The organism is Pontixanthobacter rizhaonensis (genome assembly GCF_012972675.1).
In the GTDB taxonomy this organism is placed as follows: Bacteria; Pseudomonadota; Alphaproteobacteria; order Sphingomonadales; family Sphingomonadaceae; genus Pontixanthobacter; species Pontixanthobacter rizhaonensis.
Genome location: NZ_JABCRE010000002.1, coordinates 574520 through 589153, shown reverse-complemented (window position 1 = coordinate 589153; position 14634 = coordinate 574520). Strand labels below are relative to the sequence as shown.

General features: G+C 56.8%; 18 protein-coding genes. 13 read left to right on the top strand and 5 right to left on the bottom strand.

Annotation, left to right across the window (positions count from 1 at the left end; genetic code table 11):
* The first annotated feature begins 1 nt into the window (after window position 1).
* From HKD42_RS02705 to HKD42_RS02665, 9 genes are all read left to right on the top strand, one after another.
* The gene (locus HKD42_RS02705; protein ID WP_170010066.1) at window positions 2-745 is read left to right on the top strand and encodes a pyridoxine 5'-phosphate synthase; all 744 of its coding nucleotides are present in this window, start codon (window positions 2-4) and stop codon (window positions 743-745) included.
* On the top strand, window positions 742-1029 hold the full coding sequence (locus HKD42_RS02700; protein ID WP_170010064.1) for a hypothetical protein: 288 nt from the start codon (window positions 742-744) through the stop codon (window positions 1027-1029). Before HKD42_RS02705 ends, HKD42_RS02700 begins: the two co-directional genes overlap by 4 nt.
* Window positions 1026-1433, top strand: a complete 408-nt coding sequence (gene acpS / locus HKD42_RS02695; RefSeq protein ID WP_170010063.1) for a holo-ACP synthase — start codon at window positions 1026-1028, stop codon at window positions 1431-1433. Before HKD42_RS02700 ends, acpS begins: the two co-directional genes overlap by 4 nt.
* Window positions 1434-1460: 27 nt before the next feature.
* A complete protein-coding gene (gene lepB / locus HKD42_RS02690; RefSeq protein WP_343042144.1) occupies window positions 1461-2324 on the top strand; it encodes a signal peptidase I in 864 nt (287 codons plus the stop codon).
* Window positions 2321-3433, top strand: coding sequence for an AI-2E family transporter (locus tag HKD42_RS02685; RefSeq protein WP_170010061.1), 1113 nt, complete (start codon window positions 2321-2323; stop codon window positions 3431-3433). Before lepB ends, HKD42_RS02685 begins: the two co-directional genes overlap by 4 nt.
* On the top strand, window positions 3423-4568 hold the full coding sequence (locus tag HKD42_RS02680; protein ID WP_170010059.1) for a DUF3089 domain-containing protein: 1146 nt from the start codon (window positions 3423-3425) through the stop codon (window positions 4566-4568). Before HKD42_RS02685 ends, HKD42_RS02680 begins: the two co-directional genes overlap by 11 nt.
* A gap of 71 nt (window positions 4569-4639) precedes the next feature.
* Window positions 4640-5053, top strand: a complete 414-nt coding sequence (gene ruvX, locus HKD42_RS02675; protein WP_246236822.1) for a Holliday junction resolvase RuvX — start codon at window positions 4640-4642, stop codon at window positions 5051-5053.
* A gap of 53 nt (window positions 5054-5106) precedes the next feature.
* On the top strand, window positions 5107-5562 hold the full coding sequence (locus HKD42_RS02670) for a PaaI family thioesterase (RefSeq protein WP_170010055.1): 456 nt from the start codon (window positions 5107-5109) through the stop codon (window positions 5560-5562).
* Window positions 5549-5953 carry a PaaI family thioesterase gene (locus tag HKD42_RS02665; protein WP_170010053.1) on the top strand — a complete coding sequence of 135 codons (405 nt, stop codon included), beginning with the start codon at window positions 5549-5551 and terminating at the stop codon, window positions 5951-5953. Before HKD42_RS02670 ends, HKD42_RS02665 begins: the two co-directional genes overlap by 14 nt.
* Here HKD42_RS02665 and HKD42_RS02660 read toward each other — a convergent pair.
* From HKD42_RS02660 to HKD42_RS02650, 3 genes are all read right to left on the bottom strand, one after another.
* A complete protein-coding gene (locus tag HKD42_RS02660) occupies window positions 5950-8157 on the bottom strand; it encodes a transglycosylase domain-containing protein (RefSeq protein WP_170010051.1) in 2208 nt (735 codons plus the stop codon). The two genes, HKD42_RS02665 and HKD42_RS02660, sit on opposite strands and share 4 nt — an antisense overlap.
* A gap of 42 nt (window positions 8158-8199) precedes the next feature.
* Window positions 8200-9180, bottom strand: coding sequence for a cobaltochelatase subunit CobS (cobS, locus tag HKD42_RS02655; protein ID WP_170010049.1), 981 nt, complete (start codon window positions 9178-9180; stop codon window positions 8200-8202).
* Window positions 9181-9246: 66 nt separating this feature from the next.
* Window positions 9247-9924, bottom strand: coding sequence for a cupin domain-containing protein (locus tag HKD42_RS02650; RefSeq protein ID WP_170010047.1), 678 nt, complete (start codon window positions 9922-9924; stop codon window positions 9247-9249).
* A 77-nt stretch (window positions 9925-10001) separates the two neighbouring features.
* Here HKD42_RS02650 and HKD42_RS02645 point away from each other — a divergent pair, with 77 nt between their 5' ends.
* Window positions 10002-10844 (top strand): oxygenase MpaB family protein, encoded by an 843-nt coding sequence (locus HKD42_RS02645; RefSeq protein WP_170010045.1) that lies wholly within the window; start codon window positions 10002-10004, stop codon window positions 10842-10844.
* 43 nt (window positions 10845-10887) lie between these two features.
* On the opposite strand, the gene HKD42_RS02640 is transcribed toward HKD42_RS02645, so the two are convergent.
* The gene (locus tag HKD42_RS02640) at window positions 10888-11475 is read right to left on the bottom strand and encodes a J domain-containing protein (RefSeq protein WP_170012045.1); all 588 of its coding nucleotides are present in this window, start codon (window positions 11473-11475) and stop codon (window positions 10888-10890) included.
* A gap of 52 nt (window positions 11476-11527) precedes the next feature.
* Between HKD42_RS02640 and HKD42_RS02635 the strand changes: the two genes are divergently transcribed.
* Genes HKD42_RS02635 through HKD42_RS02625 form a run of 3 tightly spaced genes read left to right on the top strand, consistent with a single transcriptional unit; the run spans window position 11528 to window position 13514 of the window.
* Window positions 11528-11800, top strand: a complete 273-nt coding sequence (locus HKD42_RS02635; protein WP_425500358.1) for a BolA family protein — start codon at window positions 11528-11530, stop codon at window positions 11798-11800.
* Window positions 11797-12603: an SDR family NAD(P)-dependent oxidoreductase gene (locus HKD42_RS02630; protein ID WP_170010041.1), complete on the top strand. Its 807-nt coding sequence runs from the start codon at window positions 11797-11799 to the stop codon at window positions 12601-12603. Before HKD42_RS02635 ends, HKD42_RS02630 begins: the two co-directional genes overlap by 4 nt.
* A gap of 2 nt (window positions 12604-12605) precedes the next feature.
* Window positions 12606-13514, top strand: coding sequence for an alpha/beta fold hydrolase (locus tag HKD42_RS02625; RefSeq protein ID WP_170010039.1), 909 nt, complete (start codon window positions 12606-12608; stop codon window positions 13512-13514).
* A 6-nt stretch (window positions 13515-13520) separates the two neighbouring features.
* Here HKD42_RS02625 and HKD42_RS02620 read toward each other — a convergent pair whose 3' ends face one another.
* Entirely contained in the window at window positions 13521-14615 is a 1095-nt protein-coding gene (locus tag HKD42_RS02620) for a DUF2332 domain-containing protein (protein ID WP_246236683.1), read from the bottom strand.
* Between the last annotated feature and the right edge of the window lie 19 nt (window positions 14616-14634).

The following is a 14634-nucleotide window of genomic DNA, read 5'->3' as shown; positions in this document are numbered from 1 at the left end:
ATTGACGAACGCCCATACCCCTCACGCCCTCCGTCTTGGGGTGAATATTGATCATGTGGCCACCATCCGCAATGCGCGCGGTGGTGAGCATCCTGATCCGGTGCGCGCCGCGCAGATCGTTGCCGCAGTTGGCGGCGACGGCATTACTGCCCATCTGCGGGAAGACCGCCGCCATATTCGCGATGATGATCTGAAACGTATTCAGGATGCGACTGACTTGCCGCTCAATCTGGAGATGGCGGCGACCGATGAAATGCTGGCCATCGCATTACGGCATTTGCCAAATGCTGCGTGTATCGTTCCAGAAAACCGCGAAGAACGTACCACGGAAGGCGGCCTTGACGCTGCCGGGCAGCACAACCGGCTCGCCCCGATCGTGTCCCGTCTGAAAGACGCCGATATAAAGGTGAGCCTGTTTATCGAAGCAGATGCACGCCAATTGGAAGCAGCAATGCGGCTCGGCGCAGATATCGTCGAATTTCACACTGGCGAATACGCTCACGCGACGGGAGAAGCGCGGGCAACGGAACTCAAACGCATCGCTGATATGTCCGCTCTGGCAGTCAAAAACGGGATTGAGCCTCACGCTGGCCATGGCCTTACTTATGAGAATGTGCAGCCAATCGCCGCGATCCCGCAATTGGCGGAACTCAATATTGGCCACTATCTGATCGGTGAAGCCGTCTTTGGCGGGTTGGAAAATGCTGTCCGCAAAATGCGCGAACTGATGGATCAAGCACGGTGAGTAACGATCCCGCCCAAAAACATGATTTCACCGGCCGTGAAAAGCTGTGTCTTTTGGCGGGCACCATTCCATTTCTGCTCAGCATTTTATTGCTTGGTCTCGCCGTCAAACAGCAAAGCTTCCTGCCATTTGCAATTGGTTGGCCGGTGCTTCAGCTGTTTGGGTATACGATGACTTTGAAAATGGCGAAGGGGGCAATCACGCACCCTCTCGTTATATCGCAAATTATGCTCAACTATCTGGTATTGGCGCTGCTCGGTTCGATCTTGGTGAAAGCGTTATGATCATCGGCCTCGGATCAGATTTGTGCAATATCGAACGGATCCAAGGTGTGCTCGACCGCCACGGGGAGCGGTTTGAACAACGCAGCTTCACCGAAATTGAGCGCGCCAAAGCAGCGAAACGGCCATACACCCGCGCCGGAACCTACGCGAAGCGGTTTGCCGCAAAGGAAGCGTTTTCCAAAGCGGTGGGCACAGGGTTTTATCGCGGCGTCTATATGAAAGACATTGGCGTTGTGAACGCGAAGTCCGGCGCGCCCACGCTGGCGCTGACCAATGGCGCGGCCGCGCGGCTTGCCGAATTGACCCCGGCGGGCCATGAGGCCGTCATTCATCTTACCCTCACCGATGATCATCCATGGGCGCAAGCCTTCGTGATTATCGAGGCGATTCCCCTTCGCAACTAATACGCAAAGAGTTTTGACATCGACACTGTGACCACTCCCACTGGCCCGACTTCGGATACCATAAACTGGTTCGCGGAATTTCGCGGGCTGTTCCTGATGCTGTTGGCCGTGCTGGCGTTCCACAGCATCGTGGCCAAACCATTCTATATCCCCAGCACGTCAATGCTGCCCAATCTGATGGTGGGTGACCGGTTGGTCGTGACCAAATACCCGTATGGCTGGTCGTGGGTATCGGCGTCCTTTCACGTGTTACCGCGGAGCGAGACCCGCATATGGGGCTCTGACCCGGAATATGGCGACATTGTTATCGCAGTGCCGCCCGTGCGCGACGAGGATTATATCAAACGCGTCGTTGGCTTGCCCGGTGATACGCTGGAAGTGAAGAATGGCAGGATCATTCTGAACGGACAGCAAGTTCCCCGCACCATCGAACCACCGATCAGGCTTCCCTATGACCCGGACCAATTGTGCGGCGGGCTGACCTGTTTGCGTGATTTCAGCCCGTATCTCATTACGCTCGAGAACGGTCAGCAAGTGTATGAAGTCCCCGCCTATCGGGAAACTCTACCCAATGGCGCGAGCTATTTGGTGATTGATCACGAAGATGATGATCCGCTCGATAATTTTGCTGAAATTACCATTCCGGCTGGCCATATTTTCATGATGGGCGACAATCGCGACCATTCGGCAGACAGCCGGGCGCCCGCAGCAGCCCAAGGGCTTGGCGGCCCAGTGCCGATCGCCAATGTTGGCGGCCGCGCAGAATTTATCACCTTCTCGCTTGATGGGACCACTGGCTGGAACCCGGCAACGTGGCTTTCTTCCCTGCGGGGCGAGCGTGCATGGTCGACGCTCCGCCCTCCTCTAGCCGAAGAAGCACCGGCTGAATGAGCAAGGCGAAACGCAAAAACAGCAGCAGCGACAAATCTGGCGGCAGTGCGCTCGGCAGCAGCCCTTCGCGGATCTCCAGCCCGGAACTCAGATTTGAAGCACAACGCGCGTTTGTTTGGGCTTTCGTTATCGGTGCCATCGGACTGGCCATTTATATATCCCAATCGCTGCTCGTCATTTTTGGCGCGATGGTATTTGCTGCAATGATAGATGGTGGTGCGCGGCTTTTGGGCCGTGTTCTGCCTATCGGACGCACCTGGCGGGTCGTCGCGGTGCTCGCACTTGCAGGTGCATTTTTCTATTGGCTGGTGCTGTTCGCCGGGTCGCAAATATCGCGCGAAGCCGCCCAGCTCCCCAGTATCGTAGAACGCCAGATTGGAATCACATTTGCATGGCTGCAAGCGCAAGGCTTTGCGGTTGATATCAATGATATCCAGAACATTGCCGGCAATTTACTCAGCGGCGTTGGTACTCTTACCCGGGCATTGGGCGGGATTTTTGGCGGGCTGACAACGCTGCTATTGATCACCATCATCGGCATATATCTGGCTATGGAACCGCAATTGTATGAGCGCGGCGTCGCTTGGCTGTTCCCTCGCCATCGGCGGGCGGAGTTCTACTCGACAGCATCCCAGATGGCTTACACGATGCGGCGCCTTATGGCGGGCCGGTTGATCGGCATGGTGTTTGAAGGGCTGTTCACCTGGGTGCTCCTCGCTTGGTACGGTGTGCCGATGGCTGCACTGTTGGGGATATTAACAGGCTTGCTGGCTTTCGTGCCCAACCTTGGCGCGTTGATCGCTGGATCACTGATGGTTTTGGTCGGCTTTTCAGGCGGCACGGAGATGGGACTCTATACAATCTTCGTATACTTCCTGGTGCAAACATTTGACGGCTATGTGCTCATCCCGCTTATTGCCAAGAAAACCGTGGATCTGGCCCCGGCAGTAGTGCTGACGGGGCAATTGATCATGGGCATTCTATTTGGCGTGATCGGGCTGTTCCTGGCCGATCCTATGCTTGCAATGCTGAAGGTTGCTTTGGAACGCCGTGCAGCGCGCCATCAGGCAGCAGATGACAAATTGTTGGAGGCCGAAAGTGGCTCGTAAATTTCTATATTTCATCGCTGCCATCATCGTGCTGGTCTTTGTCGGCGCGTTGGTGCTGGCCATATGGTCCAAGGAACTGACCGAGCTGGCAATGGTCCCCGGCGGGGAATTTGTTGAGCAACAACCGCTCGAAGAGAATGCCTATCAAGACCCGGCGATGTGGTTCTCCCGCCCTGGTATCGGCACAAGCGATCCGGCACGGTGGCAGCCCGCCATGCGCGAAGAACGCAGCCTGCTCCCGGCCCCTGCCGACCCCAGCCAAGCTGCGCAGGATTTCGCAGTCTTCTTTGTCCACCCGACCAGCTATCTTGATCGCAGCAATTGGAATGCGCCGCTGGATGATGCGGAATCGCAACGGATCGCCCGGATTTATGTCCGCGGCATGGCGAGCCCGTTCAACCAATCAAGTGAAATTTGGGCACCCCGTTACCGGCAGGCGACATTCGGCGCTTTCCTCACCGATAGCGAGGATTCACAAAACGCCCTCAATGCCGCCTATCATGATGTGAAGCAGGCTTACGACTTTTTCCTCTCATCGATTGATGACAATACACCTGTGGTTTTGGCCGGCCATAGCCAAGGCAGCGTACACTTGCTCAGGCTGCTGAAAGACCATGTGAATGGATCACCCGTCACCGACCGGCTGGTGGCGGTCTATGCGATTGGGTGGCCTATCTCTGTCGCGCAGGATTTGCCCGCTTTGGGTATTCCGGCCTGCGCCACAGCGAAGCAATCGGGCTGTTTGATCAGTTGGTCCAGCTTTGCAGAACCCGCCGATCCCTCCCAAGTGTTGGAAGCGTACCAAACGTCCATCGCGTTTGATGGCAAGCCCCGCGGCAACAGCCGGATATTATGCACCAACCCGCTGACAGGCGGCATTGGCGGCGCTGCGGAAAAGGCGCTGAACCGGGGTACACTCGTGCCAGAAGAAGGCTTTACCAGCGGCGAATTGGTGCCAAATGAAGTGCCAGCGCGCTGCGATGAACGCGGTTTGCTGCTGATCGGTGATCCGCCCGAAATGGGCAGCTATGTTCTGCCCGGCAACAATTATCACGTCTATGATATCCCGCTGTTCTGGAAGAATTTGCAAAACGATGTCGTGACGCGTGTGAATAGCTTGAGTGCCCGGCCCTGAGCAAGGACACAGCCTTGATCACCGATAGCGCGAACGAGCTTGGCGATGTACTGCCTGATGGCGGCGCGCTGATGGCGCTTGATCTGGGGACCAAGACAATAGGTATCGCGACTTGCGATGCCGGGTGGCAATTTGCCACAGCGGGATCGACGCTGGAACGCGGCAAGTTTGGCCGTGACCGTGACCGGCTCTCCGAAATTATCCGCCAACGCAGCATCAAAGCCATCGTTATCGGGCTGCCCCGCAATATGGATGGCAGCGAAGGGCCGCGCGCGCAGGCCAGCCGGGCCTATGCCAGAAATTTAGCTGCTGCTTTTGCATTGCCAATTTTGCTGTGGGACGAGCGTTGGTCCACCACCAGCGCAGAACGCGCGATGATCGGGCAGGATATGAGCCGTAAAAAGCGCGCAGAGAAGATCGACAGCCATGCAGCAGCGGTGATTTTGCAAGGCGCGATTGACCGGCTTGCTGGCGGTATTCTGTAAATAGTCTGGATTTAGACGTTGAAATGACGCGGTGAGGCTTCCACAGCATCAGTATGTCGACGCAACAAGATCCATTTGACCCCAGTAAGGCCGCCAAGTTCTTACTCAGGCATGGGCATACTGCCAAATTGGGTCTCACTTACCGCGATCACGGCAAAAACTGGGTGGATCTGGAGCTTCCCTGGCGGGAGGATTTGGTCGGCGAGATCGACCGTGAAATACTGGCGTCTGGACCCATCATAAGCTTGCTCGATATGGCCTCTGGCCTTTCTATCTGGACCAGCCACGGCTCCTTCGTGGCCATCGCGACATTGGATCTGCGGGTCGATTATCAACGCCCCGCCCGGCCGCGCAGCGCCGTTATCGCCCATGTGGAGTGCTACAAGCTGACAAAATCCGCTGCCTTTGTCCGCGGCATTGCCCATGATGGTGATCCCAGCGATACAGTCGCCACCATGTCCGGCGTGTTCATGTCAATCGAGGGGGCCAATCGCAATGTCGGACAGTGACACGCTGACACCCTATGCGCGGACGATTGGCATTCGCCATGAAGGGGACGAGGACGGCGCCCCCGTTCTGGCGTTTGAATTTACCGGCGATGTTGAGGGCCGCCCGCAGCATTTGCATGGCGGCGCGACAAGCGGCCTGCTCGAAACAGCGGGCTATGCATTGCTACGCCGCGAACTCAGCAGATTGGACCGCACCCACCGGCTAAAACCGATCAACATAACGGTGCAGTTCTTGTCCGCAGGAAAGCAGCGGACAACATACGCCAAAGGCAGGATTACCAAGCTGGGCCGGCGCAATGCCAATATCTCGGTCGAAGCGTGGCAGGATGACCGCGACCGGCCAATTGCCACAGCGATCATGAATATCATGATGGCCGAGCCAGAAGACTAGTTTTCTTCCGGCGCACCCGGCTCAACATTGATGCCGTTTTCATCCAGCGTCACGTCTACCGGAAACCCTTCTATTTCGGTTGAGAGGGTTAGCCCCTCCCCCTCCCGCACGCGCAGGACAGAACCGCTGTCGCCAATCGGAATATCTTCCGGTTCCGGCACATCAAGCGGTTGAACGGGACCTTCTGGATCTGCCTTCGGCGCTGGTTTTGCCGCCGTTTTGCCGCTCGCCTGACGCATAAAATCACGCCAGATCCGGGCGGGCAATCCGCCGCCCGATACGCCGTCGAGCGGGGTGTTATCGTCATTGCCAACCCATACACCCACAACCAGATCGCTCTCTCCATCCCCGGCATAGCCAATGAACAGAGCATCTCTGTTGCCCTGACTGGTGCCGGTTTTACCGAAATTCGGGATGGAGAGCATCGCTGCCCGTCCGGTTCCTTTATTCACCGTATCGCGCAGCATTTGTTCCATATCTTCGTGGTCAGCGCCGGACATGCTGTCTTCACCGTTCCACAACCAATCAAACCACCCCTCCTCCTCTTGGGGGAAAGCATGGGGGACAATCGGATGCTCATTGGCGGCGACACCGGCATAGGCAGCGGTCAGTTCCAGCAGGGTGACGGATGATGTGCCAAGCGCAAGGCTGGGATCGCCATAGGGCAGCGGCGATGTGATCCCGTAATCCAGTGCCTTCTTAACAATCGCCTCATCCCCCAACTGATTGAACAGGCGCACAGCCGCAACATTGCTGGATTGGGCAAACGCATCGCCCAATGTAATCGTTTCGGAATAGCGCTCACCTGCATTCTTCGGGCGGTAGCTGCCCGCTTCGATGGCGCTGTTATCGATCAGATCATCGGGGGCCATCCCCGCGTCCAAAGCAGCCAACCATACGAACAATTTAAACGTGGAACCCGGTTGCCGTTTTGCCTGAGTCGCACGGTTAAAGGGGGATTCGCGGTAGTCCTTTCCCCCGATCATCGCGACAACTTCCCCGTCAGGGCGCATTGCCACCAGCGCGACTTGTGCATCACCCAAGGGCGCACGGCCGATCACGCGGCGGGCGATACCTTGCAAGCGCGAATCAAGTGTCGTCGTGAGAGTTTGCTGGGCATATCCTGTTTCGGTCAATTCCCGCGCGGCAGGCAAAGCCCAGTCGGCAAAATATGTTCCGGTCGGCAGATCGTTTTTCGCACGCATGTCGATCTGGGGAACCGGCATCGCGTCAGCCTCTGCTTGCGTCAGAAATTCTGCGGCCACCATGGCATCGACCACCATCAGGCGGCGCTTCTCAGCCCGGTCGAAATGCCTGGCTGGATTGAAACGTGATGGCGCTTGCACCAAGCCCGCCAGCATCGCAGCTTGTTCCGGCTTCAAATTTTCCGGCTTACGGAAAAAGAAGTGCAGCGATGCGGCGCGCAGCCCATACACATTGTCACCGAAATACGCGTTGGACAGGTACCGTTCGAGGATTTCTTCCTTCGTCAGCCAGGATTCGAGCCAAAATGCGATCAGCATTTCGCGCGCCTTGCGGGTATAGGTTTGCTCTGGCGTAAGGAATGTGAACTTGGCCAGCTGTTGCGTGATCGTGCTGCCACCTTGGGTCCGGCCTGTGGTGACATTGGACCACGCAGCCCGCGCCAACCCGCGCGGATCAACGCCCCAATGCGAATAAAACCGCCGGTCCTCAATCGCGAGGAAAGCCTCCACCACGTGATCTGGCAAGGCCGATACGTCGACCGGCTCGTCCGTTATTGCCCCGTTCCGCGCAATCGGGGTGCCATCTGCCGCCAGCAGCGTAATCTGTGGATCGGCAATAGGTTCTAAGGATTTGGAAAGCGGGGTCGTAATCGCGAGCCACGCAATGATCAGAATGAACAGCGCAAGCCCGAAGGACGTTATGCGGGCGGCCCACCATAATTTGCGGCGCCCCCGCCAGAAAGTCGGCTGCCACCAACGCTGTCGGCGGCGCTTTTCCGCCTCAAGGGTTTTATCAACGCCTTGATCGATCGATCCAAGCTGCGAATCCCACCGGTCAAAATCCGGGGCCCGGGTACCGGATTGATAGACGACATCGTCATCATCATCATCGTCCCAGCTCTGCCCATATGGCTCTTGCAACGCGTAATAATTGCCGCCGGCCGAGGATTCATCAGGCGGCCGATTGGCACGCAATTTTTGAAACAACCGGCGAAACATAGGGCTGTATTACATTAACAACACAGCCTTGGCGAGAGTGAATTATGCCTTCACAACACTTTCAGGAAGCTCGACACCAAACACACGCTGGTAATATTCAGCCACCATCATCCGTTCTGCCTCGTCACATTTGTTGAGGAAGCTCAGACGGAAAGCAAAGCCGACATCTTTGAAAATTGCGGCGTTTTGCGCCCAAGTGATGACCGTGCGCGGACTCATCACAGTCGAAATATCGCCATTCATGAACCCTTGACGAGTGAGATCAGCAACCTTGATCATATCCGCGATTTGTTTGGGATCGGATTCAGGGTTTTTCGCCGTCACGATGGTTTGTTCGACATCAGCGGGCAGATAATTGAGCGCGGTTACGATGTTCCAGCGGTCCATTTGACCTTGGTTGATCGCTTGTGTTCCGTGATACAGGCCGCTGGTGTCGCCCAAACCAACTGTGTTGGCCGTGGCAAACAAGCGGAAGCCCGCATCGGGCCGGATCACGCGGTTTTGGTCCAGCAGCGTCAGTTTACCTTCTGCTTCCAACACGCGCTGGATAACGAACATCACGTCCGGACGGCCCGCATCATATTCATCAAAGACCAAAGCCACCGGATGCTGCAACGCCCATGGCAGCAGACCTTCGCGGAATTCCGTCACTTGCAGCCCGTCACGCAGCACAATGGCATCACGGCCAACAAGATCGATCCGGCTGATATGCGCATCCAGATTGATCCGGATACACGGCCAGTTGAGACGCGCGGCGACTTGCTCAATATGAGTTGACTTACCAGTGCCGTGATACCCCTGCACCATGACCCGGCGGTTATGCGCGAAACCGGCCAAAATCGCCAAGGTTGTATCCGCATCGAACACATAGGTCGGATCGAGGTCCGGCACGCGCTCATCCGCTTCACTGAAAGCGGGCACTTGCCAGTCCATATCAATGCCGAAAGTGTCACGCACGCTGACAGTTGTGTCAGGCGCGGCTAGCGATGTTTTGGATGTCGGGTCAAAAGTCTTGTCTGTCATATGGGCGCAACGCCTAGCGGCGCGATTGGGTCCCTGCAATACCATCAGCGAAGTAGAATTGCCGTTTTACCCTTCGCGGGGTGCCGAGATGTGGCTGAGATGTCCTGTCTTAATCCAGATTTGCGCGCCATCTGCACCGGCCTCGGCACGCAACCTGTCGCCATCTGGCATACGTAGCCAATTATGACGCGTTAGCTGTTCGGAACCAGCCGTCAGCGCCCCCTCAAGCACCAACAGCTCCAATCCGCCACTCACCACCAATTCGCGGCCAGCACCCGCATTCCATCGCTCTACGGTCACCGTTTCGTACTGATCTTCGTGCAGAATTGCGGCGGAGATGGCGTCGACATCCCCTGCGCAATACTGGGCGGCATTGATGTCGAGCGAGAACTGGTTGCGATCCTCGGCATCAAATTGCCACAGCTTTACAAAGATGGTGCATCCATCATCGGATCGCGGAACATGATGTGTGGTGGGCGGATTGCGAACATACGTACCGGCAGGATAATCCCCATGTTCATCCTGAAACACACCTTCCAATACGATAAATTCTTCACCGCCGCCGTGGGTGTGCTCAGGAAAACTGCTGCCTTCGGCATAGCGGACAATCGAAGTTGCCCGCGCGACTTCCGCACCGATCCGGTCAAGCATCCTTCGGTCGACGCCTTTCATCGGCGACGGAACCCAATCGACTTGCTCGCTATGTACGACGACCCTTTGTTCGAAATCGGCATGAATTTCCATGATGCTTCCTGGCCAGTTTTTCTGTCTGCCCGATATATGGGCTTGGTCCTGCGAGAATAAACCGCCATGTTCACTAAATGACCCCCAGCCGCCCATCAGAGTTTGTTCGCCAGCAAGTCATCGGTCGCGTTCGCGCGGTGTTTAATGACGTGGAAAACGGCCAACAGCCGGTCCCGCCATCAGATGATGCCTTATTCGCCAAAGACACCCCTATACGGATGGTTCATGCCGATGCTGTGTCGATGATGATCGGCGGAATTCGCAGCCTTTTGCTGCAAATGCTGCATCCGCACCCTTTGCAAGGGGTGCTGGACCATTCCAACTTCCGCGAAGATATGCATGGGCGGCTGCGCCGAACCGCTCGTTTCATTGCCATCACGACTTTCGGCCACCGTGACGAGGCCGCTAAAATCTGTGACCGCGTCAATCATATTCATACCCAAGTGAACGGTACTTTGCCCGATGGCACGCCTTATTCAGCCACAGACCCCCGTACCTTGGCATGGGTGCACGTGGCAGAGGCTGTCAGTTTTCTGGAAGCGTATATTCACTATGTGAAGCCAGCCATGCCGCTGGCAGATCAAGATGAATATTTCCGACAGTTCGCGCAGGTTGCGCAGATGCTGGGCGCAGACCCGATTCCAAAAACCAAACGCGAAGCAGACGCATTGATGCGGGAATTCCAGCCTGAGTTAAGAGCTACTAAAGAAGCCAAAGAAATTGCCCGGCTGGTGCTTACCCAGCGGCCCAAGGGCGCGCCGATTGCGGTACAGAAAATGCTGGGCACTGCGGCGGTCGACCTGCTGCCCCGATATGCGCGGACAATGCTTGAACTGGAAGATCCGGGATTGGCCATCATCCCCGCCAAGGCTGCCGCCGGAGTGGTTGGAAAAACCCTGCGCTGGGCGTTCAAACAATAGGTGTCGCAGAGCCTGAATTGGCGAACCGCGCGTTGCATCGCGATTAACTAAACGCGGCACTCTGTTTGAGCAGCTGATAGGCTTCCACCACTCGGCCGAGGCGCGCCTCATGACTGCGATCACCACCATTGCGATCAGGGTGATACCGCCGGACCAAATCAGAATAGCGCCGCCGCAATGCGGGCCGGTCTGTATCGACATCAAGACCCATCTCGGTAAGCGCCTGCTGCTCGCGCGGAGTGAACTTGGAATAGACGGCTGCGTTGCCTGAAGCCCGCGCTTTGATGTCCGCCGCGCGCCCGCCAATCGCATCAAGTGGGTCGGCAAAATCTGCCCAGCGCGGGGTACCATCAACACCGGCATCAGGCTTGAAGGCGCGCGTTTCACTCGCCCACCCCGCCGCCGGAGATTGGGCCGCGAGAATTTCATCCGCATTCATGCCTTCAAACCAATCATAACCGGCATTGAATTCCCGTATGTGTTCAAGGCAGAACCAGCGCCACATCCCTGGCCCGTCAAAGCTGTTGCCGCGAATGCCCGGTGCGCGAAATTCGCCCGGCTGTTGGCAATCCGGCGCTTGGCATTCTTGCCCTACATCCTCAAACCGCCCATGGAACTTGTCTTTACGCATCATCTCTAAGGATGGGGTGTGATGAGCGAATTGCAAATAGGAGAATATGCTGATGGGTGTCGCTGACGAAATGAGAGCGCTTTTGACGGAGGCTCTGGCCCCGACGGTTCTCGATATCATCAACGATAGCGCAAGCCATTCCGGACATTCCGGTGATGATGGCAGCGGCGAGTCGCATTTCACCATTGTGATAGAAAGTGCCGCCTTTGATGGTGTCTCAAGGCTTCAGCGCCAGCGGATGGTCAATAAAGCTCTGGGCAATATTCCCGGCGACCGGGTCCATGCATTGGCTATTAAAGCGACCGCAGCAGGAGACAATGCATGACCCAGACCGTTTGGATCACCGGTGGATCATCGGGCATCGGTGCAGCGCTTGCGGCCGAATGGGCCAAACAGGGCGCAAATCTCATTCTGTCCGGGCGTGACGAGGCGCGATTGAGCGCAGTGGCAGAAGCGCTGGACACGCAGACGCTAACGCTGCCTTTCGACGTGCGCGATGAGGCAGCGATGCTGGCCGCGACTGAGAAAGCCATCGCGTGGACGGGTAATGTCGATGTGTTCGTGGCCAATGCCGGTGTTTCACAGCGTAGTCAGGCGCTCAAAACTCAGATGCAGGTCTACCGTGACATTATCGATATCGACCTGACCGCGCAGATTGCTGCCTCACAAGCCCTGCTCCCGCACATGGCAGAGCGCGGGTCAGGCAAGCTGGTATTTATATCCTCCATCGCCGGAAAGGTCGGTGTGCCGATGCGTACCGCCTATTGCGCGGCGAAGTTTGGCCTGATCGGCTATGCTGACGCGCTGCGTGCTGAAATGTCCAATCGCGGGGTTGATGTGCACGTAATTGCGCCCGGATCAGTCGCAACGAATGTTTCGCGGAACGCATTGACATCTGACGGCACCAAGCGGGGCAAGAGCGATGGGGTGATCGACAATGGTATCCCAGCCGCAGATGCTGCGAAAACCATCGTTGATGCCATTGGAGAGGGTCAGCGAGAGATCATCGTTGCCCAAGGTATGGAAGAAGCGATGGGCGAAATGCGGCGCACACCCGATCAGCTATTTGATCAAGTGGCAGCGATGGTTGCGGCGGGTTATATTGAAAAAATGGAAGCTGAAGGCTGATCATGAATGACGATATGATCCGCGTAAAACTGCCAAGCGGGATTGAGCTGGATGTGCTTGATACCGGACCCCCAAAAATGGGCCCCAGAGATGGGGAAACGCTGATCTTTTTACACGGCTTTCCCGAATCGCACCGTACATGGCGGCATCAGATCGCGGCGTTCTCTGACCGCTATCGCTGCATTGCGCCCGATCAGCGCGGCTATGCGGGATCATCCAACCCGCAAGATGCCAGTGAATACACTATCGAGAAACTGATGGGCGATATTGCTCAGCTGGCGGATGCTTTGGATGTCGGTAAATTCACGCTGGTGGGCCATGATCTGGGCGGCGTGGTTGCATGGGCCATTGCCCTTACCGGTGTAATGAAAGACCGGATTGAGCGGCTGGTGATTGCCAACGCGCCCCACCCCTTCGTCTTCTCCAAGCTGTTACACATCAATCCAGATCAGCGGGCGGCGAGCCAATATGTGCGTATGTTTCGGGATCGGGAAAATGACGCTCTGCTCCGTCAAAAAGGGCTGTTGCCCCTACTTGTCAAAGCTCTCGATTTTCAAGGATCCGCCAATATGGAGCCTGCGGAGAGGGATCGCTTGCTGAAAGAGTGGTCTAACCCCGATACAGCGGTCGCGATGATCAATTGGTATCGTGCAGGCCTGTCAGATGTACCGCCAATGGACGCCCCGTTTGAGCTACCTGCCGATTATGCGACGCCGCCTTTGCCCAATGTCGCGGTGCCGACATTGATCGTGTGGGGGATGAATGATCTCGCCCTGCCCGATGCCAATCTGGAAGGCTTGGACGATCTGGTTGATGATCTCACACTGGTCCAAGTCCCTGATTGCGGGCACTTTGTGACATGGGAAGCGCCCGCCGCGTTCAATGCCGCGCTGGAAAGTTTTCTCGCCTAGGTCACCTTATGGCGTATCAAACCATTCTGCCCACGCCCCATGCGGATGGCCGCATCCCAGCAGAGTTTCTTCACCTCCGGCCGGCCAATATCGGACATGGAGTTCGTGCCGGAAGGTTTCGCGATTGGTTTCCAGCGCCACCCACGCGAGCGGCTTTTCAGCGCTCGCCCGCTCCGCTGCTGCTGCCATCGCCGCCTCGATAGATGCACGGGTTGCTTCGGGAATGTACTGCCAGACGATTGAATGACTAAGCACCCGCGTAACGCCGGATTCTTGGGGCCGATCCATCATAGCCGCGACAAAATCACCCGCATCTTGCTTGATCAAATCCGGGGTTTGCTCACTCGCAAGCGCGATGGCGGCTTCGATCCGGCCCATACGTGCTGTCGCTTCTGGCCAGACATAGCTTTTCAGCCGCAGCGCAGCCGCTGGATCGGATAGATCAACCGGGGCTTGATCGCACCCGCGAATTTCCGCGATCTCTACCGGTGCATCAGGCGGCGGTGGCCCCCGCCATTCGGGTTTGATCTGCATAGGAGATTTCGGCGGCCCAACTGTCACCCCGCCCAGATCAAAATGATACCGGTCCATCATTGTGTTGACCCCGGCGCTTGCGCCCAGCTCGTTAATTTCAAACTTGGGGCCGACCCGCTTGGACAGCCACATAAGCGCGCTCATAAATCCCCATGACCGCCCGGCTTCATTGGTTTGCGGCGGCCCATCAAGCCATGGTAGCAATTGCGCATCGAAAGTTTGGACCAAATCGGCCACAATCGCGTCAATCGTGGATTGGTCGGTTGTCAGGCCAGCATAGACCGGTCCCAGCCGCGGATCAGCTCCGGTCAGCAGCAAATTGTGCAATCCGCCATTGATCCGTAGCGGCATCGCATCCTGCAAACTGAGCCCCTGCCAATTGGCCATACGCCGCCCAACCGCCGTATCTGTTCCAAGAACAGCCAGCAATGCGCGAACAACCCGGGCTGTGTTGGTTGCCCCCGCTTCATCACAATGAGTCGCTTGCCAAGCGATGGCTTCCGGAACGTCGACAATGTTCATAATCCCATTTGCAGCCATAAATTCGCCTTTTCCTGTCCTATTCATTGCCCTTTGCGTGCGGGAT

Excerpts from the sequence above, each read along its gene's own strand:
- HKD42_RS02640 (WP_170012045.1), bottom strand. The coding sequence starts at position 11,475 with ATGCGTAAAGACAAGTTCCATGGGCGGTTTGAGGATGTAGGGCAAGAA.
- HKD42_RS02665 (WP_170010053.1), top strand. The coding sequence starts at position 5,549 with ATGTCGGACAGTGACACGCTGACACCCTATGCGCGGACGATTGGCATT.
- cobS (WP_170010049.1), bottom strand. The coding sequence starts at position 9,180 with ATGACAGACAAGACTTTTGACCCGACATCCAAAACATCGCTAGCCGCG.
- HKD42_RS02645 (WP_170010045.1), top strand. The coding sequence starts at position 10,002 with ATGACCCCCAGCCGCCCATCAGAGTTTGTTCGCCAGCAAGTCATCGGT.
- HKD42_RS02685 (WP_170010061.1), top strand. The coding sequence starts at position 2,321 with ATGAGCAAGGCGAAACGCAAAAACAGCAGCAGCGACAAATCTGGCGGC.
- HKD42_RS02660 (WP_170010051.1), bottom strand. The coding sequence starts at position 8,157 with ATGTTTCGCCGGTTGTTTCAAAAATTGCGTGCCAATCGGCCGCCTGAT.
- HKD42_RS02625 (WP_170010039.1), top strand. The coding sequence starts at position 12,606 with ATGAATGACGATATGATCCGCGTAAAACTGCCAAGCGGGATTGAGCTG.
- ruvX (WP_246236822.1), top strand. The coding sequence starts at position 4,640 with ATGGCGCTTGATCTGGGGACCAAGACAATAGGTATCGCGACTTGCGAT.
- HKD42_RS02650 (WP_170010047.1), bottom strand. The coding sequence starts at position 9,924 with ATGGAAATTCATGCCGATTTCGAACAAAGGGTCGTCGTACATAGCGAG.
- acpS (WP_170010063.1), top strand. The coding sequence starts at position 1,026 with ATGATCATCGGCCTCGGATCAGATTTGTGCAATATCGAACGGATCCAA.
- HKD42_RS02670 (WP_170010055.1), top strand. The coding sequence starts at position 5,107 with ATGTCGACGCAACAAGATCCATTTGACCCCAGTAAGGCCGCCAAGTTC.
- HKD42_RS02635 (WP_425500358.1), top strand. The coding sequence starts at position 11,528 with ATGGGTGTCGCTGACGAAATGAGAGCGCTTTTGACGGAGGCTCTGGCC.
- HKD42_RS02630 (WP_170010041.1), top strand. The coding sequence starts at position 11,797 with ATGACCCAGACCGTTTGGATCACCGGTGGATCATCGGGCATCGGTGCA.
- HKD42_RS02620 (WP_246236683.1), bottom strand. The coding sequence starts at position 14,615 with ATGAATAGGACAGGAAAAGGCGAATTTATGGCTGCAAATGGGATTATG.